This is a genomic window from Thioclava sp. F28-4 (assembly GCF_002020045.1).
GTDB classification, from domain to species: domain Bacteria; phylum Pseudomonadota; class Alphaproteobacteria; order Rhodobacterales; family Rhodobacteraceae; genus Thioclava; species Thioclava sediminum.
Genome location: NZ_MPZQ01000008.1, coordinates 59042 through 76482 on the forward strand (window position 1 = coordinate 59042; position 17441 = coordinate 76482).

20 protein-coding genes are annotated in these 17441 nt (G+C 63.1%); 7 read left to right on the top strand and 13 right to left on the bottom strand.

Features of this window, described 5'->3' with window-relative positions; translation table 11 throughout:
* Nucleotides 1-24 precede the first annotated feature (24 nt).
* Nucleotides 25-1359: a flagellar hook protein FlgE gene (locus tag BMI87_RS16400; protein WP_078522695.1), complete on the bottom strand. Its 1335-nt coding sequence runs from the start codon at nt 1357-1359 to the stop codon at nt 25-27.
* A gap of 119 nt (nt 1360-1478) precedes the next feature.
* Nucleotides 1479-2327 (bottom strand): flagellar motor protein MotB, encoded by an 849-nt coding sequence (locus tag BMI87_RS16405; RefSeq protein WP_078522696.1) that lies wholly within the window; start codon nt 2325-2327, stop codon nt 1479-1481.
* 144 nt (nt 2328-2471) lie between these two features.
* Here BMI87_RS16405 and BMI87_RS16410 point away from each other — a divergent pair, with 144 nt between their 5' ends.
* Genes BMI87_RS16410 through BMI87_RS16425 form a run of 4 tightly spaced genes read left to right on the top strand, consistent with a single transcriptional unit; the run spans nt 2472 to nt 6294 of the window.
* Nucleotides 2472-3086, top strand: a complete 615-nt coding sequence (locus BMI87_RS16410; protein ID WP_244176662.1) for a paraquat-inducible protein A — start codon at nt 2472-2474, stop codon at nt 3084-3086.
* Nucleotides 3083-3697 carry a paraquat-inducible protein A gene (locus tag BMI87_RS16415; RefSeq protein WP_246832725.1) on the top strand — a complete coding sequence of 205 codons (615 nt, stop codon included), beginning with the start codon at nt 3083-3085 and terminating at the stop codon, nt 3695-3697. Before BMI87_RS16410 ends, BMI87_RS16415 begins: the two co-directional genes overlap by 4 nt.
* A complete protein-coding gene (locus tag BMI87_RS16420; RefSeq protein WP_078522699.1) occupies nt 3694-5718 on the top strand; it encodes an MlaD family protein in 2025 nt (674 codons plus the stop codon). The genes BMI87_RS16415 and BMI87_RS16420 overlap by 4 nt, the downstream gene beginning before the upstream one ends.
* A gap of 12 nt (nt 5719-5730) precedes the next feature.
* Complete coding sequence (locus BMI87_RS16425) at nt 5731-6294, top strand: membrane integrity-associated transporter subunit PqiC (RefSeq protein WP_168175228.1); 564 nt, start codon at nt 5731-5733, stop codon at nt 6292-6294.
* 16 nt (nt 6295-6310) lie between these two features.
* Here BMI87_RS16425 and BMI87_RS16430 read toward each other — a convergent pair whose 3' ends face one another.
* The 5 genes from BMI87_RS16430 to BMI87_RS16450 all read right to left on the bottom strand — a co-directional run bounded on the left by BMI87_RS16430 (nt 6311) and on the right by BMI87_RS16450 (nt 9318).
* Nucleotides 6311-6844, bottom strand: a complete 534-nt coding sequence (locus tag BMI87_RS16430) for a flavin reductase family protein (RefSeq protein WP_232621802.1) — start codon at nt 6842-6844, stop codon at nt 6311-6313.
* A gap of 80 nt (nt 6845-6924) precedes the next feature.
* Nucleotides 6925-7392: a DoxX family protein gene (locus BMI87_RS16435; RefSeq protein WP_078522702.1), complete on the bottom strand. Its 468-nt coding sequence runs from the start codon at nt 7390-7392 to the stop codon at nt 6925-6927.
* Complete coding sequence (locus BMI87_RS16440) at nt 7389-8162, bottom strand: DNA-binding domain-containing protein (protein WP_078522703.1); 774 nt, start codon at nt 8160-8162, stop codon at nt 7389-7391. The genes BMI87_RS16435 and BMI87_RS16440 overlap by 4 nt, the downstream gene beginning before the upstream one ends.
* Complete coding sequence (locus BMI87_RS16445) at nt 8146-8988, bottom strand: DUF692 family multinuclear iron-containing protein (protein WP_146681645.1); 843 nt, start codon at nt 8986-8988, stop codon at nt 8146-8148. Before BMI87_RS16445 ends, BMI87_RS16440 begins: the two co-directional genes overlap by 17 nt.
* A 57-nt stretch (nt 8989-9045) precedes the next feature.
* On the bottom strand, nt 9046-9318 hold the full coding sequence (locus BMI87_RS16450; RefSeq protein WP_078522705.1) for a DUF2282 domain-containing protein: 273 nt from the start codon (nt 9316-9318) through the stop codon (nt 9046-9048).
* Between the two features lie 126 nt (nt 9319-9444).
* On the opposite strand from BMI87_RS16450, the gene BMI87_RS16455 reads away from it, so the two are divergent.
* Both BMI87_RS16455 and BMI87_RS16460 read left to right on the top strand, forming a co-directional pair.
* On the top strand, nt 9445-10020 hold the full coding sequence (locus BMI87_RS16455; RefSeq protein ID WP_232621676.1) for a sigma-70 family RNA polymerase sigma factor: 576 nt from the start codon (nt 9445-9447) through the stop codon (nt 10018-10020).
* Nucleotides 10017-10646, top strand: a complete 630-nt coding sequence (locus tag BMI87_RS16460; protein WP_078522706.1) for an NrsF family protein — start codon at nt 10017-10019, stop codon at nt 10644-10646. The genes BMI87_RS16455 and BMI87_RS16460 overlap by 4 nt, the downstream gene beginning before the upstream one ends.
* 3 nt (nt 10647-10649) lie before the next feature.
* Here the strand turns inward: BMI87_RS16460 and BMI87_RS16465 are convergent, their stop codons facing one another.
* The 3 genes from BMI87_RS16465 to BMI87_RS16475 form a co-directional block, all read right to left on the bottom strand.
* Nucleotides 10650-11435 carry a 3'(2'),5'-bisphosphate nucleotidase CysQ gene (locus BMI87_RS16465; RefSeq protein ID WP_078522707.1) on the bottom strand — a complete coding sequence of 262 codons (786 nt, stop codon included), beginning with the start codon at nt 11433-11435 and terminating at the stop codon, nt 10650-10652.
* Nucleotides 11422-12771, bottom strand: coding sequence for a TldD/PmbA family protein (locus BMI87_RS16470; protein WP_078522708.1), 1350 nt, complete (start codon nt 12769-12771; stop codon nt 11422-11424). The genes BMI87_RS16465 and BMI87_RS16470 overlap by 14 nt, the downstream gene beginning before the upstream one ends.
* A 68-nt stretch (nt 12772-12839) precedes the next feature.
* Nucleotides 12840-14330, bottom strand: a complete 1491-nt coding sequence (locus BMI87_RS16475) for a DUF2125 domain-containing protein (protein ID WP_168175229.1) — start codon at nt 14328-14330, stop codon at nt 12840-12842.
* A gap of 118 nt (nt 14331-14448) precedes the next feature.
* Here BMI87_RS16475 and BMI87_RS16480 point away from each other — a divergent pair, with 118 nt between their 5' ends.
* Entirely contained in the window at nt 14449-15066 is a 618-nt protein-coding gene (locus tag BMI87_RS16480) for an enoyl-CoA hydratase/isomerase family protein (protein WP_078522710.1), read from the top strand.
* A 66-nt stretch (nt 15067-15132) separates the two neighbouring features.
* On the opposite strand, the gene BMI87_RS16485 is transcribed toward BMI87_RS16480, so the two are convergent.
* From BMI87_RS16485 to ahcY, 3 genes are all read right to left on the bottom strand, one after another.
* On the bottom strand, nt 15133-15474 hold the full coding sequence (locus BMI87_RS16485) for a DUF2853 family protein (RefSeq protein WP_078522711.1): 342 nt from the start codon (nt 15472-15474) through the stop codon (nt 15133-15135).
* Nucleotides 15475-15574: 100 nt separating this feature from the next.
* Nucleotides 15575-15919: a TraR/DksA family transcriptional regulator gene (locus tag BMI87_RS16490; protein WP_078522712.1), complete on the bottom strand. Its 345-nt coding sequence runs from the start codon at nt 15917-15919 to the stop codon at nt 15575-15577.
* Between the two features lie 99 nt (nt 15920-16018).
* Complete coding sequence (gene ahcY, locus BMI87_RS16495) at nt 16019-17410, bottom strand: adenosylhomocysteinase (protein WP_078522713.1); 1392 nt, start codon at nt 17408-17410, stop codon at nt 16019-16021.
* Between the last annotated feature and the right edge of the window lie 31 nt (nt 17411-17441).

Below are 17441 nucleotides of genomic sequence, written 5' to 3' on the forward strand. Positions count from 1 at the left end.
CTCCCGTGGCCGATACGATCACGATCAGCGTTTGATATTGGTGGTTTCCTGCAGCATCTCGTCGACCGTCTGGATTACCTTGGCGTTGGACGAGTAGGCGCGCTGCGTCTGGATGAGATTGGTCAGTTCCTCTGCAACATCGACCGTCGAGCCTTCGCGAGCGTAGCCTTCGATCGACCCGGTCGGACCGTCACCGGCATTCCAGAGGAAGAAAGAGCCGGAGTTTGAGGAAACTTCGAAGATCTGATTGTCGAGCGCGATCAGGCCGTTCTGATTGGGAACATCCACGAGGGGGATTTGATAGACCGTGCGGATGAAGCCGGTGTCGTAGGTCGCTTTGATGTAGCCATCCTCATCGATTTCGACGGCCGTGAGGTTGCCGACGGGCGAGCCGTCCTTCGTGATCGATGTCGGCGAGAAACTGTCGGAAAGCTGCGTCAATCCGTTGGTGTCGCCGATCTTGCCGATGGTGACGCTCAGCGGACCGCCTGCGACGGAGAGATCGAGCGTGCCGGTCGAGGCATCGTAGGTACCACCTGCGATAACATTGACCGAGGCGAGCGTGCCGCCGCTGCTGCGGCTGTCGTCGAAGGTCAGGACATAGCGACCGATGACGCTTTCATCGGTCGCGGGGGTGCCCGGGTCATCCGCCGTGGCGCTGTCGCGAATGACCATGGCCCATTCGTTCGATGCGCCGGTGGCCGGGACCGTGGGATGGAACGTGATGTCCAGGGTTTCGGATGTTCCGAGATTTCCGAAATATTCGACGGAAAGTGGTAGCGTATCACCCGCAGATCCGGCTTCGGTATCTGTTGCGGGCAGATTGACCCCGAGATTAAGCGTGGTCGTGGGGTCGCCGGCCGTCTGGTTGGCGTTGATCACCACCGGTTCCATTCCGGACATGGTGTCGCGCGCGAAGGTCGGAATGGTGCCATCGGCACTGGCGGGCCAACCGAGCAGAACAAGCCCGGATTCGGTCATTAATGTCCCGTCGACATCAGTGCGAAACGCGCCGGTCGTGGTCATCTTCAAAGGTTCGTCGCCAGTCGAATTATCGAGCGCCACGGCCGTCATGACGGGCAGCATACCGCGTCCGGAAACCGCGATGTCGAGTGCGTTCGAGGTAGAGACCAGCGAGCCTCTCTCTTCGATGAGGCGACTCGTGGAGGCACGGACACCGCCAGCCGAATAGGAGCCAGTCTTCGCCGCCTGATTGATCACCATGCTTTCGAATTCGGTGACGGCGCGCTTGTAGCCGTATGTACTCGAATTCGCGATATTGTCCGAGATCGTGGCAAGACGTGTGGCATTCGCGGCCAAGCCGGCCACGCCCGCATTGAGCGAGGAAGAAATGGACATGGATGCGCCTTTCTGCTGCTGCGTCCGAAGTTCTTCCTACCTTTGCGCCCGGGTGTTTAAGATCGGCCTAACAGGTCTGCCTTTTTCGAGCCGTGGTTACCGCTTCGCTAAAACGCGCCTCACCGGCCATTGCGCAGCACGATCACTTCCAGACGGTTATTGCGCAGGTCCATCGCACGCTCGACCTTCGGTTTGCGATCGGCGAAGCCGCTTACGCGCTGCATCCGATCGGCTGGAAAACCGGCGCCGTCCAGCAATGTCCGCATCGCCTGAGCGCGCGCGGCGGAAAGCTCCCAGACCGGGTCATGGGCCAGCATTTTCGGGTAGGATCTCGTGTAGCCGTTGATCGCGACATTGTTCGAGACGAGCGAGAAGACCCGCGTCAGGATGTTCGCCAGATCGGGGAGAACCGGCTGCGGCTTGGCCGTGTCGCCGACGAAAAGCGGCGCGTCGGGCAGGTCGGAGATCTCGATGATCAGACCCTCGTCGGTCACGCGGGTCACGATGTGGCGTGCGAGCTGCTCGCTGATCATCGACTCGCCACCCACGCCCATCAGAGCTTGCTCGATCGCGCGCGCCATCTCTTTCAAACTGGCCGTGTCGCTGTCCTGCGTGTCGTCGGCGGAGTTTTCGCCGCGGGCCTGACGCTCTTCGGTCGGACGTTGCGAGACGGCACCGGTCCCGGTCTGTGCGATCTGATCTTCGGAGAAGACGGAATCGCCGCCGAAGGCGCCTTCGCCACCACCGGAGATGCGGTTGATCGGGATCGTCGGATTGAAGTAATCCGCGATGCCCTTGCGTTGTTTCTCGGTTGTCGCGTTCAGCAACCACATCAGCATGAAGAAAGCCATCATCGCAGTGACGAAATCGGCATAGGCCACTTTCCACGCCCCACCGTGGTGCCCGTCGCCCGCGACGACCTTCTTACGCTTGATGATGATTGGCGCCGCGTTGTCGCGGTTGCTCATTCCACCACCTCTTTTCACCCGCATTCGGTATAGTAGGTGCGTGTTAACAGGCGATTGACGGATAAAATGCGAGCCATCGGCCTCTTCCCTTGTCGTGGCGCGGGCAATCGCTAGATTTGGCAGATGAATGGGCACCCGAACACAATGACAGTTGACCCGGCCGACCTGATTGCCTGTCCGCAATGCGACGCGCTTTATCGCGCGACGCATCTGCCCGATGGCAAGCGGGCGACCTGTGTTCGCTGTGGAACGGTGCTGATCTCGCCGCGCGAGAGATCGTTTCTGCATGTCATCGCCTTCTCCTTCACCGGAATGATCCTGATGATCGGTGCGATCTTCTTTCCCTTCCTCGAGATTTCGACCCGCGGGCTGAGCCATGAGAGCTCTATCTTCGGTGTCGCGATGGCGTTTTCCGACGGCTGGATTGCGCCTCTGGCTTTCTTCGTGCTGTCGATGATCGTGGCGCTGCCGATCTTCCGCTTTGCTGCGCTGATCTACACGCTCTGGCCGCTCGCCAATGGCAAACCCGCCTGGAAACACGCCGCGACGATGTTTCGCCTTGCCGAGGAAAGCCAGCCCTGGGCGATGGCGGAGATCTTCATCATCGGCACGGCGGTGGCGCTGGTGAAACTCGGCGGTCTCGCCAAGGTTTCGCTCGGCCCCGCCTTCTGGGCTTTCTGCGTTCTCATCATCGTGATCGCGCTCAAGAACTCCTTTGTCAGCAAATGGACGATATGGGACGCGATCGAACGAAAATGAACGTGCTGACCGCCACCGATGCCGGATTGATCGGCTGCACCCGCTGCGGTCGGGTCTGGACACCGGATCATGCGCATTGCGAGCGTTGCGGCGCGACGTTGCACAAGGTCGACAAGAGCGGGCTGCAGCGCGTCTGGGCGTGGTGGATCGCGGGGCTGATCTTCTACATTCCCGCCAATCTCTACCCGATGCTGGTCACGGCGACGCTTGGCAATGAGCAGAAAAACACCATCGTCGGCGGCGCGATGGAGCTGTGGCGGCATCACAATTACGGCGTGGCGCTGATCATCTTCGGCGCCTCGGTGATGATCCCGATCGGGAAATTCATCGCGATTGCCTATCTCGCGCTCGCGGTCGGAAACGAGCGCCGCAAAGGCGGCCCTCCGCATCTGCATCTCTACGAGGTGGTGGAATTCATCGGGCGCTGGTCGATGATCGACGTCTTCGTCGTGGCGATCCTCTCCGCACTGGTGCAGCTTGGCTTCGTGGCCTCGATCCATCCCGGCCCTGCCGCCGCGTCTTTCGCCCTCTCGGTTGCATTCACCATGCTATCCGCCCAAAGCTTCGACCCGCGCCTGATCTGGCGCGGCCCTGACAGAGTGAGTTCATGAACGACACCCCCGAGACCGGCCCGGCCGAGCTGGAAACCTCCAACGCTCCGCGTCCGATCTGGACGCGGCTATCCGTCGTCTGGATCGTGCCGTTGATCGCCTTGCTGATCACGCTCGGCGTCGCATGGAAGACGGTCTCGGATCGCGGAATGCTCATCCATATCAACTTCAAGGATGCGACCGGGGTCGAGATCGGCACGCCGCTCAAGTTCCGCGATGTCGATGTCGGCAAGGTGGAGAGCGTCTCGTTCACCCCCGATCTGGAGCAGGTGCAGCTCGGCGTGCGCATCGACAACGAGGTTGCGCCGTTCGTCGATCAGGATGCGAAATTCTGGCTGGTCCGCCCCGAAGTGTCGGCGCGGGGCATTCAGAACCTTGGGACGGTGCTGTCGGGCACCTATATCGAGGGCTTCTGGAACAATAAGCCCAACGGCCAGCAGAGCATGTTCCAGGGTCTCGACAAGCCGCCGATTTCCCCCGATCCGACCAAGGGCACCATCATCGAGCTGCGCGCGAAGGATGCGGGCGGGATCGTCGATGGGGCGCCGGTGCTCTATCACGGGCTGACGGTAGGCCATCTGCAGAACCTGCGGCTCGACGATGACGGGTCCGGCGTGATCGTGGATGCGTTCATCGAAGCCCCGTATAATAAACAGCTGACGACCCAGACCCGGTTCTGGGACACGTCGGGCTTCTCCGTGAAATTCGACACCTCCGGTCTTAGCCTCGACGTGCGCTCGCTTGCGACGCTGGTGCAGGGCGGGGTGGAATTCGACACGTTCACCAGCGGCGGCGGGATCGTCGAGAATGAACACGCCTTCCGTCTCTACGACGGCAAGGACACGGCGGAAAACTCGGTCTTCCAATCCGACGTGGTCGATCCGCCGAAATACACGCTGCTCTTCGACGACCCCGTGCAAGGGCTCGAAGTTGGCTCGAAAGTGCAGTTCCGGGGCGTCGAGGCGGGCGAAGTTACCGGGCTTGCGATCAAGATCCGCAAGGACAGCACCGGCCAGAGCTATGCGCAGCAACAGCTCACGATCGCGCTGTCGCCGGACCGGCTCGGCCTGTCCCGCGATGCCGGGGAAGAGGCCGTGACCCAGTTCCTGCAGGGCGAGATTCAAAGTGGGCTGCGAGCGCGGATCGCGAATATCGGGCTTCTGGGCGGAACGACGGTGATTGAACTGACCGATGTGCCCGATCTGCCAGACGCCGAGATGAATCTCGACGCCAAACCCTATCCTACGCTCCCGACCGCACCTGCGGCCGAGAACGATCTCTCGAAATCGGCGCAGGGCGTCTTCAAGCGGATCGAAGGGCTGCCGATCGAGGAGGTGATGAGCTCCGCGATCCGCACATTGGATTCGATTTCGGCCGTGGCCGAGAGCGAGGACACTCGAAAAGTGCCGGGCGAGTTGTCCGGCCTGCTGGAGCAGCTCAAGACCTTCACGACCGAGCTGAACAACAAGGATGCCGCGGATAAGACGGTGGCTGCGCTCGACCGTGTGACGGAGGCTGCGTCCTCCGTTCTCGAGGAAATCTCGGGGCTCGACGAGACGCTTTCTTCCGCAGATCGCGCCGCGACGGCCATCGCAGATATGCCGCTCAAGGATGTGGGCGATAAACTCGACACGATCCTCGCCAGTATCGACCAGCTTCTGAACAAGCCCGGCACGCAGGATCTGCCGCAATCGCTCAACGACACGCTCGAGCAGACCGCCGCGATCCTGACCCAGCTGAAGGAGGCGAATGCTGCCGACAAGCTGAACCAGACGCTCGATGCGGCGCAGAACGCGGCGGATTCGGTGTCGAAAGCCTCGGATCAGCTGCCGGAACTGACGCAAAAACTGCAATCGCTCGTCGATCAGGCGGGGGCTCTGGTCGCGACCTATGGGCGTGGCTCCAACTTCTCGAACGAAACCCTTAGCACCTTGCGCGAGTTGCGTCGGGCGATCTCGAATATCGGCTCGCTCGCGCGTATGATCGAACGCAATCCGCAGTCCTTCATTCTGGGCCGCTGACAGGAGATGACGATGAAAGCTCTAAACCTGATCCCGCTATGCCTCCTGGGCCTCGCGGCGTGTTCCGATCCCGAGAAGATCGCGCGCTATCCAATTGACCCGCCCACCGCCGAGAAGGCGCTGCCGAACCGGCTGGGCCGGGCCGAGCTGCGCGAGGTGTCGCTGCCTGACTATGCGGGCGGACAGGAGATCGCGTTCCAAACTGCGGACGGGGCGCTGCGGTCGAACCCCGACAATCTCTGGGCGGATGATCCGGCGCGGTCAGTGACGCTGGCGCTGGCGCGGCAAATCTCGTCCCTTTCCGGCGCGACGGTGATCTCCGAGCCGTGGCCGCTCGCCGATCCGCCCTCGCGCAAGATCGAGGTCCGGATCGAACAGATGCTCCCGGGGGCCGACGGGCTGCTGCATGTTGCGGGCGTCTATTTCGTCTCGGCGAATGGCTACGAGCGCAGCGGAGACACGGTGCGGCGGTTCGACTTCACGGTGCCGATCGGCTCTCAGGAGCCGCAGGCCATCGCAAAAGCGAACAGCGCGGCGGTGACGGTGCTGGCGCGGCAGATCGCTCAGCTACGCTGATCGGTTGAAGCTTTAATCAGCTGCGCTGATCGGGAAGGAAGCGCCCGAACTGGCCACCCGCGAAGAGCAGGGGGTCGGTCCCGGCGCCTTTCACGAAGCGGGTGACGCGACCGATGATGATCGTGTGATCGCCGCCATCGTGGCGCGCCTCGGTCACGCATTCGAACCGGGCGAGCGTGTCGTCGATCAGCGGGACGCCCGACGCGTTCAGCCGGTAGGACAGACCGTCGAATCCTTCGCCGCGCTTGGTGAACCGCTTGGCCAGCGCCTCCTGATCGTAGCGCAGCACATGCACGGCAAAAGTGGGTGTCGCCGTGAAATGCGCATGTCGGAACGAAGAACGCGCCGCCGACCACAGGATCAGCGCCGGATCGAGCGAGACCGAGGCGAAGCTGTTCACCGTCATCCCGACAGGCTCTGCCGCGTCTTCATGCGCACAGGCGGTCACCACGGTCACGCCGGTCGCGAATTGCGCGAGCGCATCGCGCAAAAGCCGCGTATTCGCCGGGTCAGGCTGGTGGCCGTGGCCCTCGCTCTCGGCGCGGCCCATTGCGGCTTCGATATCATCGCTTTCGCGCATCGGCTCTCCTTTGCGCTCACACATAATCGTGCAGGCGGGGAGAGCAAGGCTCAGCGTTCCAATCCGATCAGCTTATCGAGAGAAAGCCGCCCGGGGCCCTTCATCAGAACCGTCAGAAGCGCGATGGCCCAAAGCCCATGCGTGACCCACGCGCCGGGATAGACGAAGATCTGGATCACCAGCGTTATCGCCAGAAGCGCGAGCGCCGCGAGGCGGCTGCCAAGGCCGAAGATCAGCAGCAATGGGAAGAAATGCTCCGCGAAGGTTGCGAGTACCGCCGCCCATTCATGCGGAATGGCGGGCAGGTCGTATTCGTATTGAAAGAGGGTGAAGGTGGAATCCTTGATCATGAACCCCTCCACCTTGGTCCGCCCGGACATCCAGAACACCATCGCCGGAAAGAGCCGCGCTCCGATCAGAACAATCTCCTCCGGGAAGCGCTGGGCTACATCGGAAAACCGATGATACAGCCGGAATAGACCCTGTTTTGGCGTTTTCATCTCGATCGTATCGGTCATGACTCGTCTCCTGTTTCGATGCCTGCGCCGACGATCAGCGCATTTTCCACCAGCAGCAGAAGCGCTGCGTTGAGGTCAAAATCCGCTCCCGCCCGGTCTTGTGCGCGGGCGACGGTTTCGCCCGCACAGAGGGCGGAGACGAAGCGGCCGGTCGAGCTGCGAACGACGGACGTGATCACATGAGAAACCCCGCGCCGCGCAATCAGCAGCGTCTCCGGTCTCCACTCCTTCGCCCGCGGTGGAGCGGGGCCGCCCGGTTGTTGCGAGGCCCAGATCGAACCGGCGGGCGTCAGCAGCTGCAAAACCTGCACCGACGGATGCAGATCGAGACACAGGTGGGTACCCGCGCGAGTCGCGGTTTCTTGCAGGCGTTCCGGCGCAATAGGCTCTGAATCCGCGGCGTGATATGCCCGGCTGCGCGCCCATTCGATGCGGGCGACGTCGGGCAGATAGCTCAGCGATTGCAGCGAAGGTTCATCCGCCAGATAGGCCGGAAACGCGCCGCCCCATTCGGTCAGGACGGGCGTGCGCGGCGGGTGCTCGGCGATATAGGCCCGGGCTAGACCCCTGAAGCAATCCGCGCCAAGAAGCCGCTCGATCGCCGGGAAATGCCGCGCGAGGGCTTGCGCCAGCCCATGCGCCACGTTGTTGCGATAAACATCGAAGCGGCGCTCGATCTCGGCCGGATCTTGGGCGGTTGCGTTTTGCGGCGCGGGCCCTCCGGCGAGACCCTCGCGGAAACCGCGGGCGAAGTCACGATGCGAGGGCATGGTGGTCACCCGACAAGATCATCGACGCGCGCTCGGCCTCGGCAATCAAACTGGCGAAGTCCGGCACGTCATTGTCCCATTCGATAAGGCTCGGCAGCGGCCCGGTTTTAGAGACTGTTTCCGCATAAAGCGCCCAAACCGGCTCCGCGACTTCGCGCCCGTGACTATCGATCAGCAGGGGGCCGGAGGGCAGCTCTTCCTCTTCATGACCAGCCAGATGGATCTCGCCGACACGGTTCAGCGGGAACGCCTCCAGGTAAGCGCGCGGGTCCTGTCGGTGGTTCACGCAGGACACGAAGACATTGTTCACATCGAGCAGCAATCCACAGCCGGTCCGCGTGCTGATCTCGGTCAAAAACTCGGTCTCGGGAATGTCGGAATTGTCGAAGAGCACATAGGTCGCCGGATTTTCCAGCAGCATCCGGCGGCCGAGATGCTCCTGCACCTCATCGACGTGATTGCAGATCAGCGACAGCGTTTCCGACGTGTAGGGCAGGGGCAGCAGATCGTGCATCCAGACGCCGCCATGGCTCGCCCAGGCAAGGTGCTCCGAGAAGCTCTCGGGGTCGTATCGGTCGCACAGCAGCTTGAGCCGCGCGAGGTGGTCGCGATCCAGCGGATCGGGCCCGCCGATCGAGAGGCCCACGCCATGCACCGAAAGCGCAAAATCCGCGCGCAGCCGTTCCAGCATCGCATGCGGCATCCCGCCCGCGCCCATATAGTTTTCCGCGTGGATTTCGAAGAAACCGAGATACGGTTTCGTCTCTGTTATGGCGGGAAAATGCTCTGGCTTGAAGCCGAGGCCCGCTTTGCGTGGCAGTGTCATGGCAGCCTCCATCGGTGAGAAAACGGGGCGCGCGCCTCTCGCACGCCCCGCTTGGGATCACATCTCCTTGGGTTCGAGCGAGCCCATGCCGTGCGGCGTCTCGATCTCGGTGCAGGTGCCCGCCGGGACGAGTTTCCAGGCGTTGCCCTGATAATCCATCGTCGCGGTGCCGGCGCAGGTGGTGCCGGGCCCGGCGGCGCAATCGTTCTGCCCGGCCATCGCGACGCCGTAGCATTTCTCCATCGCCTGATCTTCGGCATGGGCGGCGCTGGCCAGCCCCATCGCGCAGGTCAGAGCAGTTGCAAAGCCAAGGGTGGTTTCGGTCTTCATGGTAGTCTCCCTGATTGGTTGGGACCGTTGCGGTCCTGATCACCTTTCGCGAGAGGTCACGCTGGCGTTACGCACATCACGCCAGCGTGAACGAAAAAAGTTTTTCTATCGGGCTGTAACGAAGGCATGATCGCGAACGAAGGGATGGCGATGATGCATGATCGGCGGGCAGATTGGTCGCAGCTCCTGCGGGCTGCGAATGCAGGCGACAAGCGCGCCTACGGTCTGTTCCTGCAGGCCGTGACCCCTGTGTTGCGGTCGGTTGTGCGGGCACGCGGTGCCGGGCTGTCCGAGGCCGATTGCGAGGATGTCGTGCAGGAGGTGTTGCTCGCCATCCATCTGAAGCGTCACACGTGGCGCGAGGATGAGCCGGCGGCGCCGTGGTGCTACGCGATCGCCCGGCACAAGGTGGTCGACGCCTTTCGCAAGCGCGGGCGACGTATCCATCTTCCGGTGGAGGATTTCGCCGAGATGCTGCCCGCCGCTCCAGAGGCCGATCCCACGGAAAAGGCCGATATAGAGACGTTTTTGACCCATCTCGAGCCCCGCGCCGCGCAGCTGGTGCGCGCTATCGGGCTCGAAGGGAAGAGCATCGCGGAAACCGGCGATGCGTTGGATATGAGTGAGGGAGCGGTGCGCGTGATGCTGCATCGTTCGTTGAAAAAACTGGCCGCGCTTCGCGAGAGGCTGATCGAGATATGAAAACCGAAGACCTGATATCCGTATTGCAACAAGACACGTTGCCCGATCCGCGCCCGAAGCAGGTGCTTGGCCGCTGGCTTGTGCCGGCGCTTCTGCTGTCGGCGCTGTTCGTGATTTCGGTCTATGGGCTGCGTTTTCCGCTGCAACAGACCCTTATGACGCCGGAAATCGCCCCGAAATTCTACCTGCCGCTGGTCTTGGCCGTGCTCGTGACCCCGATGGCGGTGCGCCTGGGGCGGCCCACGGCGAAGGTTTCGACCGGGTGGCTCTGGATCTTCCCGGCGATCGGGGCGGCGCTTTTGGCCTATGCCTTCCTGACCACGCCCGAGGGCCAGCGCATGTCGGATTTCGAGGGCGAAACGATCCTGCCCTGCCTGATTTCCGTGCCGATGCTGTCCCTCCCGGCGCTGGGCGCGCTCCTTATCAGCTTGCGCAAAGGGGCGGTGACGCGCCCGGCTCAGGCCGGGGCGCTGGCGGGGCTCGCTGCCGGGGGTATGGGCACCGCGATCTACGCCCTGCACTGCACCGAGGACAGCCCGCTGTTCTACGTCACGTGGTACGGCGCGGGGATCGTCGTCGTGATGCTTGCGGGCGCTTTGCTCGGGAAGCGCGTGCTGCGCTGGTAGACCCTAATCGGGCCAGAACGCCAGATTTTCGATGAATTTCTCATGCAGGGTCGGGTTGGCGACGACCAGTCCGCTCGATTGCGGCGGCGACCGGTTGAACCGCAGTGCGCGGCCGTTGCGATCCGTTGCCAGAAGCCCCGCGCGTTGCGCGATCAGGCTCGCCGCGGCGATATCCCACTCCCATGCCGGACGCAGCGAAATCGTCGCATCGAACCGGCCTTCCGCCACCAGACACAGCCGCCAAGCCAGCGACGAGCGGAAATGGCGTTTGTAATCCGGCTGGGCGTGCCGCCAGAAGCTCGGATTGTCGGAGAGTTTCGACGTCAGGACCGTCGCGCCCGTCAGCGCTTCTTGGGTGCCGGGCCGGAGCAGCTCCCCGTTCAGGCAGGCCGGACCGTCGATCGTCGCGGAATAGGTGAGATCGTGGACCGGCAGATGCACCACGCCCGCAACGACCGCGCCATCGCGCACCACTGCCAGCGCATGGGCGAAGCCGCCATCATGGGCGAGGAAGGCGCGCGTGCCGTCGATCGGATCGACGATGAAGGTCGAGCGCGCCTCGAGACGCGCCGGATCGTCGGTGCTTTCCTCCGACAGCCAGCCGTAATCGGGCCGGGCGCCGCGCAGACGCTCTTCCAGCAGCGCGTTCACCGCCAGATCGGCCTCCGAGACCGGACCGGCCCCGTCGCCTTTGTCCCAGGCTTCGGGCGCCTTTTTCCAATATTTCAGGGCAAGCGCACCGGCCTCTTTCGCGGTCTCGATCAGAAGGGGAAGATCAGTCTCCGGCAAGCGTCATTCCTTCGAGGAGAAGTGAGGGCACGATATGGCTCAGATGCATCCGCGCGTCATTCGCGGGCCGGATGCTGCGGAGCATTTCGCGCAGGTTGCCCGCGATGGTGCATTCATTGACCGGATAGACCGGCTCGCCGTTTTCGACCCAATAACCCGAGGCCCCGCGCGAATAATCGCCCGTGTTGGGGTTGATCGTGGCCCCGATGAAAGAGGTCACGAGAAGCCCGGTGCCCATCTCGGCCATCAGTTCCTCGCGCGTCTTGTCGCCTTGGGTCAGGGTCACGTTGCCGATGCCAGGCGAGGGCGGGGACGAGGTGCCGCGGCTGGCATTCGCCGTCGATTGCAGCCCCAGCTTGCGCGCGCAGGCGAGGTCGAGCGTCCAGCTTTTCAGCACACCATTCTCGACGATGGCGCGGCGCGCGGTGGCCAGCCCCTCGGCGTCGAAGGGGCGCGAGCCGGAGACGCGCTTGCGATGCGGCTCCTCGATCAGCGACAGGCCTTCGGGCAGAACCTGTTCGTCCAACGCGTCGCGCAGCCACGAGGCGCCGCGGCAGATCGCCTGCCCGTTCACCGCGGAAAGTAGATGCCCGATCAGGCTGCCCGAGACGCGCTCGTCGATCAGCACCGGATAGGCACCGGTTTTCGGGCGGCGCGGATTGGCGCGGGCGGCGGCGCGTTCGCCCGCCAGACGCCCGATTTCTTGCGCGCTCGGCAGATCGGCTTGGAAGATACGGCTCTCGGCGGCCCAGTCCCGCTCCATCCCCAGCCCCTCGCCGGAAATTGCGACGGCGGAGACGACGCGCGAACTGCGATCGTAACCGCCCGCGAACCCGTTGGAGGCCGCGACATGGACGCGCCGATAGGAATAGGCGGCGGAGGCGGATTGCACTTGGGTGACGCCTTCGACGCCAAGCGCTGCGGCCTCGGCCTCGAGCGCGTCACTTTGCAGCGCCTCGGCGGAGGGCTCGGCGCTCGGATCGGCCAATTCCATGCCGTCCGCATCGCGGCGGTCGGTCAGCTGCGACGGATCGGCGAGGCCGATGAACGGATCTTCCGGCGCTTCGCGGGCCATCGCAATCGCGCGCTGCGCCATTTCCTCGAAGGTGCGGGTGGAAATATCGGAGGCGGACACGCAGGCCTGTTTGCCGCCGAGAAGGACACGCAGCCCGATCTCGACGCCCTCCGACCGCTCGGCCTGTTCGAGACGGCCTTCGCGGACATCGATCGCAACCGAGCGCCCATCGACCGCAATGGCATCGGCGGCAGGGGCACCTGCGCGCTTCGCAGCCTCGAGCAGCGACTGGGTCAGATCGGAGAGAGAGGGCTTGGTCATTTCCACCTCGTGAGAAAAACGAAAGCCGCCCGGAGACCCGGACGGCTTCTCGCCGTGGGTTTCAGTCTTTACTGGACGCGTTGGCCGTTGACGAGGATTTCCCCGCCATCCTTGAACTCGACCTGCGACTCGTAGGCATCGTCGCCCGTGGGCTTGGCGTAGAGGCCGAGCATCATCCGCCCGAACATGATCTGATCCTGCGGCACGAGCCCCATCGCGACCAGCTTGTCCATCAGCGCATTTGCCCCGGTCAGCGTCAGGTCGATCTTGCCCGTGGGCATCGGCATCGGCCCGCCATTCTTCAGCTCGAGCGCGCCTTTGCCGTTCAGATCGGCGCCGACCATCGACAGCTTGATGTTGTTGATGTCGACGGTGTCGACCTGCATCGGCGGCGCGTCCATCGCGGCGGCGGCCGGGCTGAACAGGTCTTCGGAAAGCTTCATCTTGCCCGAGAGATCGACCTGCAGCGTTGCCGGGTCATGCGGCAGATCGCCGTTCGGGTCGAACATGGCCCAGATATTGTCGGAGACCGTGACGCCGTTGAGACCGATCATCGCCTTGTAATCCTGCGCCTCATCCGATTTCGCGACCGGCATCGCGAAATTCATGTCCGCCGACTGGATATCCGCGGTGATCGGGAAGGGCAGTTCGGGTGTCGTCATCTCGATATGGCTGGAATTGCTCTGGCCACCGAAGGACAGGCCGTCCTTCGACATCGCGATATCGAGCTTGCCGCCCTGATCGGTAGACTTCTGATCGACCTTGCCGTCGGGACCGTCGGCACTCACCGTCCAGTTCGAGCCGGCATAGGTCATCGCAAGATCGAGGTTCGCCCCGGCATTGAGCGCCTCGTCGAGCTTCTCGGAGTCGATGCCTTTGGGCATCGCGAAACTTCCTTCATAGGCGAGATCGTTCATCTGGCCGTTCATGTTGAACGTGCCGCTGCCCTCGGGATCGGCGCCCGACGCGGTCAGGTCGAGCGTTCCGATGGACATCTTGGAGTCGACCGAATGCATGTCGCCATCGACAACGTGGTAATTGCCCTTGGTGTTCTCCAGCGAGAAGTACATTTTGACCGGCACGTCCTGCCCCTCGGCGGTGACGGTCTGGTCAAGATCCATCGTCATCTTCGGCGCGTCGATATCGTAGGTCAGATCGCCCGGCGATCCGGAGACAATAACTTTGCTGTCCGTCTGGGTCATCGTCATCTTCATGGCGATGTCCGAGGTGTCGGTGCCCGGCTTGCCGGTCATGTCGCCGGTCATAGTCTCGGGGAAGACGGTCTCCACCGTGCCGTCGCCAAGATCGCGCAGTTTCAGTTCCGGAACGTCGAGCGTGAGGCTCATATTGTCGACATTGCGGACCATCTTCACGTCGGAGACGGTGAGCGTGTCGCCCTCTCGGTTCTGGCTCCCGACCATCACCTCATAGCCGTAGGTCTGGTATTCGGATTGCCACGCCTGCCAGACCTGCTCTGCGGTGACATCCGCAAAAGAGGCCGTGGTGGACAGCAGCGAAACCACAACGGCGCCGGAACCGACGGTTTTGAGCCATGCCATGAGAGGGGTACCTTTCCACTGAGAACCAAGTCGCGCCATCCTCCTTTGGGTCAGGCCGATGGTCAAGCCTTCCCGGGGCTGCTAGACGGGTTTCACGGGAGTTGTGAGGAGGCTGGGAATGATCCGCCACGAGATCGAGAACGGGCTGTGGCGCGTGACCATAGACCGGCCTGAAAAAGCCAATTCGCTGACCGGCGCGATGCTGGGAGAGATCGCCGATCTGGCCGAGCGCGCGGGACGGGAAGAGGCGCGGGCTTTCGTGCTGAGCGGGAATGGTAAGGTCTTCTCCGCCGGGGCCGATCTGGACGAGGCGAAATCCGGTACACTGGCGACCGACCCGGTCTGGGAGCGGCTTTCGGGCGCGATCGCGTCGCTGCCCTGCCTGACCATCGCGGCGCTCAACGGCACGCTGGCCGGGGGCGCGATGGGCATGGCGCTGGCCTGCGATCTGCGGATCGCCGTGCCAGGCGCGAAGTTCTTCTATCCAGTCATGAAGCTCGGTTTCCTGCCACAGCCCTCGGACCCGGCGCGGATGGTCGCGCTGGTGGGACCTGCGCGGGCGAAGATGATCCTGATGGCGGGGCAGAAGATCGAGGCCGAAGAGGCGCTGAGCTGGGGGCTGATCGACCGGATCGTGCCGCGCGAAGCGCTGGACGAGACGGTCGAGACGCTGGCGGCCGACGCGCTGGGCGCGCAGGCGGCGCATGTCGCCGGGATCAAGGCGCTGATCCGCTAAAGCGAACGGCCCGGACAGGCCGGGCCGTGGGTCGTCGTCGTCATAAGCTGCGCGAGGTGCTCGCGATCAGGCGTAGACGCTTTCTTTGCCGAAATGCTTGGTGAGCATGTAATAAATCACGGCGCGATACTTGTTGCGCTCGGACCGGCCATAGGTCTCGATCACGCTGTCGATCGCATCCATCAGCGCCGGGCTGTCCGAGAGGCCAAGCTTCTTGACGAGGAAGTTATCCTTCACGGTCTCAAGCTCTGCCTTGTCCGTCGCCGCCACAGTCGAAGAATCCGCATTGTAGATCGAGGGCCCGCAGCCGATCGTTACCTTGGTCAGAAGATCCATGTCCGGGGTCATGCCGCATTTGGATTTCAGATCCTCGGCGTATTTCTCAATCAGCTCGTCTCTTTTACCCATGTGTCCCACCTATCAGGTTGCTCTGCCCAGAAATGAAGGCAGCCGCAGGGTAAGCCGAGATAGTGAAATTACAAAGCGTAAATCCCGGGACGCGAGTGGCTCAGCCTCCGCCGCGACAGGAGACGCATTGCGTGAAGGTCGGGTCGAGTTCGAGGCGCTTCTCGGGGATCGGCTCGCCGCAGCTGTCGCAATAGCCGAATTCGTCTTCCGCGATGCGCTGGAGTGCGGCCTCGATCGCGGTGATCCGGTGCTGACGGCGGCCATCCACCGCATTGGCCATCGCCTGGTTCTGCAGCGCATCCATGCGCGACAGCCGCCCGACGCTTTGCTGGTCCAGCTCCACGGGTTTGCGGGTCTGCGCGGTATCCTGCGACGCGCTGCGCAGCTCGGTCAGCTCCGCCTCCAATTGCGGTTTGAACCGCGCGGCAAGGTCTTCGGGTGTCATCGCTCTCCTCCTGTCCCGAGGAAAACCGATGATGGCCTGCGTTGCACGTAAAAAGGCCGCACCCTGCGGTGCGGCCTTTGAAATCGCGATGCGATCGGGTCAGTAGCGGTAATGCTCGGGCTTGAAGGGCCCTTCGACCGTGACGCCGATATAGTCGGCCTGATCGGGCTTGAGCTGGGTCAGCTTCACGCCGATCCGCTCCAGATGCAGACGGGCGACCTTTTCGTCGAGATGCTTGGGCAGGATGTAGACGCCCGGCGCATAGTCTTCGCCCTTGGTCCACAGCTCGATCTGCGCCAGCACCTGATTGGTGAACGACGCCGACATCACGAAGCTCGGGTGGCCGGTCGCGTTGCCGAGGTTCAGCAGGCGGCCTTCCGACAGCAGGATGATGCGCGAGCCCGAGGGCATCTCGATCATGTCCACCTGATCCTTGATGTTGGTCCATTTGTGGTTCTTCAGGTTCGCGACCTGAATTTCATTGTCGAAATGGCCGATATTGCCGACGATCGCCATGTCCTTCATCTCGCGCATATGCTCGATCCGGATGACGTCCTTGTTGCCGGTGGTGGTGATGAAGATGTCGGCGCTGTCGACGACGTCTTCCAGCACGACGACCTCGAACCCGTCCATCGCGGCTTGCAGCGCGCAGATCGGATCGACCTCGGTGACCTTCACGCGAGCGCCTGCACCGCGCAGCGACGCGGCGGAGCCTTTGCCCACATCGCCATAGCCGCAGACGACGGCGACCTTGCCGGCCATCATCGTGTCGGTGGCGCGGCGGATGCCGTCCACGAGGCTCTCTTTACAGCCGTATTTGTTGTCGAATTTCGACTTGGTGACGGAGTCGTTCACGTTGATCGCCGGGAAGGGCAGCAGGCCCTTCTTGTGAAGATCGTAAAGGCGATGCACGCCGGTGGTGGTCTCTTCCGAGACGCCCTTGATCGCGTCGCGCTGCTTGGTGAACCAGCCGGGGCTCGCGGCGAGCCGCTTCTTGATCTGGGCGAACAGCGCCTCTTCCTCTTCCGAGGTGGGCACTTCGATCAGGTCGGGCTCGCCATTTTCGGCGCGCGCGCCGAGCAGGATGTAGAGCGTCGCATCCCCGCCATCGTCGAGGATCATGTTGCAGGTGCCTTCCTCGAACTGGAAGATCTGGTCGGTATAGGACCAGTATTCCGCAAGCGTCTCGCCCTTGATCGCGAAGACGGGCGTGCCGCCAGCGGCGATCGCCGCGGCCGCGTGATCCTGCGTCGAGAAGATGTTGCACGAGGCCCAGCGCACATCGGCGCCAAGCGCCTTGAGCGTCTCGATCAACACGGCGGTCTGCACGGTCATGTGTAGCGACCCCGCGATGCGCGCGCCTTTCAGCGGCTTGCTTTCGCCGAATTCCGTGCGGCAGGCCATCAGGCCCGGCATTTCGGTTTCGGCGATGTCGAGCTCTTTGCGGCCATAGTCGGCCAGAGCGATATCCTTGATGACGTAATCGGCCATGTGCGGCTCCCAATCTGAATTTGGAAGCTAT

Bases quoted from the DNA above. Each gene is read 5' to 3' on its own strand.
- BMI87_RS16440 (WP_078522703.1), bottom strand. From the start codon at position 8,162: ATGCCCTCGCATCGTGACTTCGCCCGCGGTTTCCGCGAGGGTCTCGCC.
- BMI87_RS16480 (WP_078522710.1), top strand. From the start codon at position 14,449: ATGATCCGCCACGAGATCGAGAACGGGCTGTGGCGCGTGACCATAGAC.
- BMI87_RS16420 (WP_078522699.1), top strand. From the start codon at position 3,694: ATGAACGACACCCCCGAGACCGGCCCGGCCGAGCTGGAAACCTCCAAC.
- BMI87_RS16430 (WP_232621802.1), bottom strand. From the start codon at position 6,844: ATGGGCCGCGCCGAGAGCGAGGGCCACGGCCACCAGCCTGACCCGGCG.
- BMI87_RS16460 (WP_078522706.1), top strand. From the start codon at position 10,017: ATGAAAACCGAAGACCTGATATCCGTATTGCAACAAGACACGTTGCCC.
- BMI87_RS16445 (WP_146681645.1), bottom strand. From the start codon at position 8,988: ATGACACTGCCACGCAAAGCGGGCCTCGGCTTCAAGCCAGAGCATTTT.
- BMI87_RS16450 (WP_078522705.1), bottom strand. From the start codon at position 9,318: ATGAAGACCGAAACCACCCTTGGCTTTGCAACTGCTCTGACCTGCGCG.
- BMI87_RS16435 (WP_078522702.1), bottom strand. From the start codon at position 7,392: ATGACCGATACGATCGAGATGAAAACGCCAAAACAGGGTCTATTCCGG.
- BMI87_RS16490 (WP_078522712.1), bottom strand. From the start codon at position 15,919: ATGACACCCGAAGACCTTGCCGCGCGGTTCAAACCGCAATTGGAGGCG.
- BMI87_RS16415 (WP_246832725.1), top strand. From the start codon at position 3,083: ATGAACGTGCTGACCGCCACCGATGCCGGATTGATCGGCTGCACCCGC.
- ahcY (WP_078522713.1), bottom strand. From the start codon at position 17,410: ATGGCCGATTACGTCATCAAGGATATCGCTCTGGCCGACTATGGCCGC.
- BMI87_RS16400 (WP_078522695.1), bottom strand. From the start codon at position 1,359: ATGTCCATTTCTTCCTCGCTCAATGCGGGCGTGGCCGGCTTGGCCGCG.
- BMI87_RS16455 (WP_232621676.1), top strand. From the start codon at position 9,445: ATGATCGCGAACGAAGGGATGGCGATGATGCATGATCGGCGGGCAGAT.
- BMI87_RS16470 (WP_078522708.1), bottom strand. From the start codon at position 12,771: ATGACCAAGCCCTCTCTCTCCGATCTGACCCAGTCGCTGCTCGAGGCT.
- BMI87_RS16475 (WP_168175229.1), bottom strand. From the start codon at position 14,330: ATGGCATGGCTCAAAACCGTCGGTTCCGGCGCCGTTGTGGTTTCGCTG.
- BMI87_RS16410 (WP_244176662.1), top strand. From the start codon at position 2,472: ATGACAGTTGACCCGGCCGACCTGATTGCCTGTCCGCAATGCGACGCG.
- BMI87_RS16425 (WP_168175228.1), top strand. From the start codon at position 5,731: ATGAAAGCTCTAAACCTGATCCCGCTATGCCTCCTGGGCCTCGCGGCG.
- BMI87_RS16485 (WP_078522711.1), bottom strand. From the start codon at position 15,474: ATGGGTAAAAGAGACGAGCTGATTGAGAAATACGCCGAGGATCTGAAA.
- BMI87_RS16405 (WP_078522696.1), bottom strand. From the start codon at position 2,327: ATGAGCAACCGCGACAACGCGGCGCCAATCATCATCAAGCGTAAGAAG.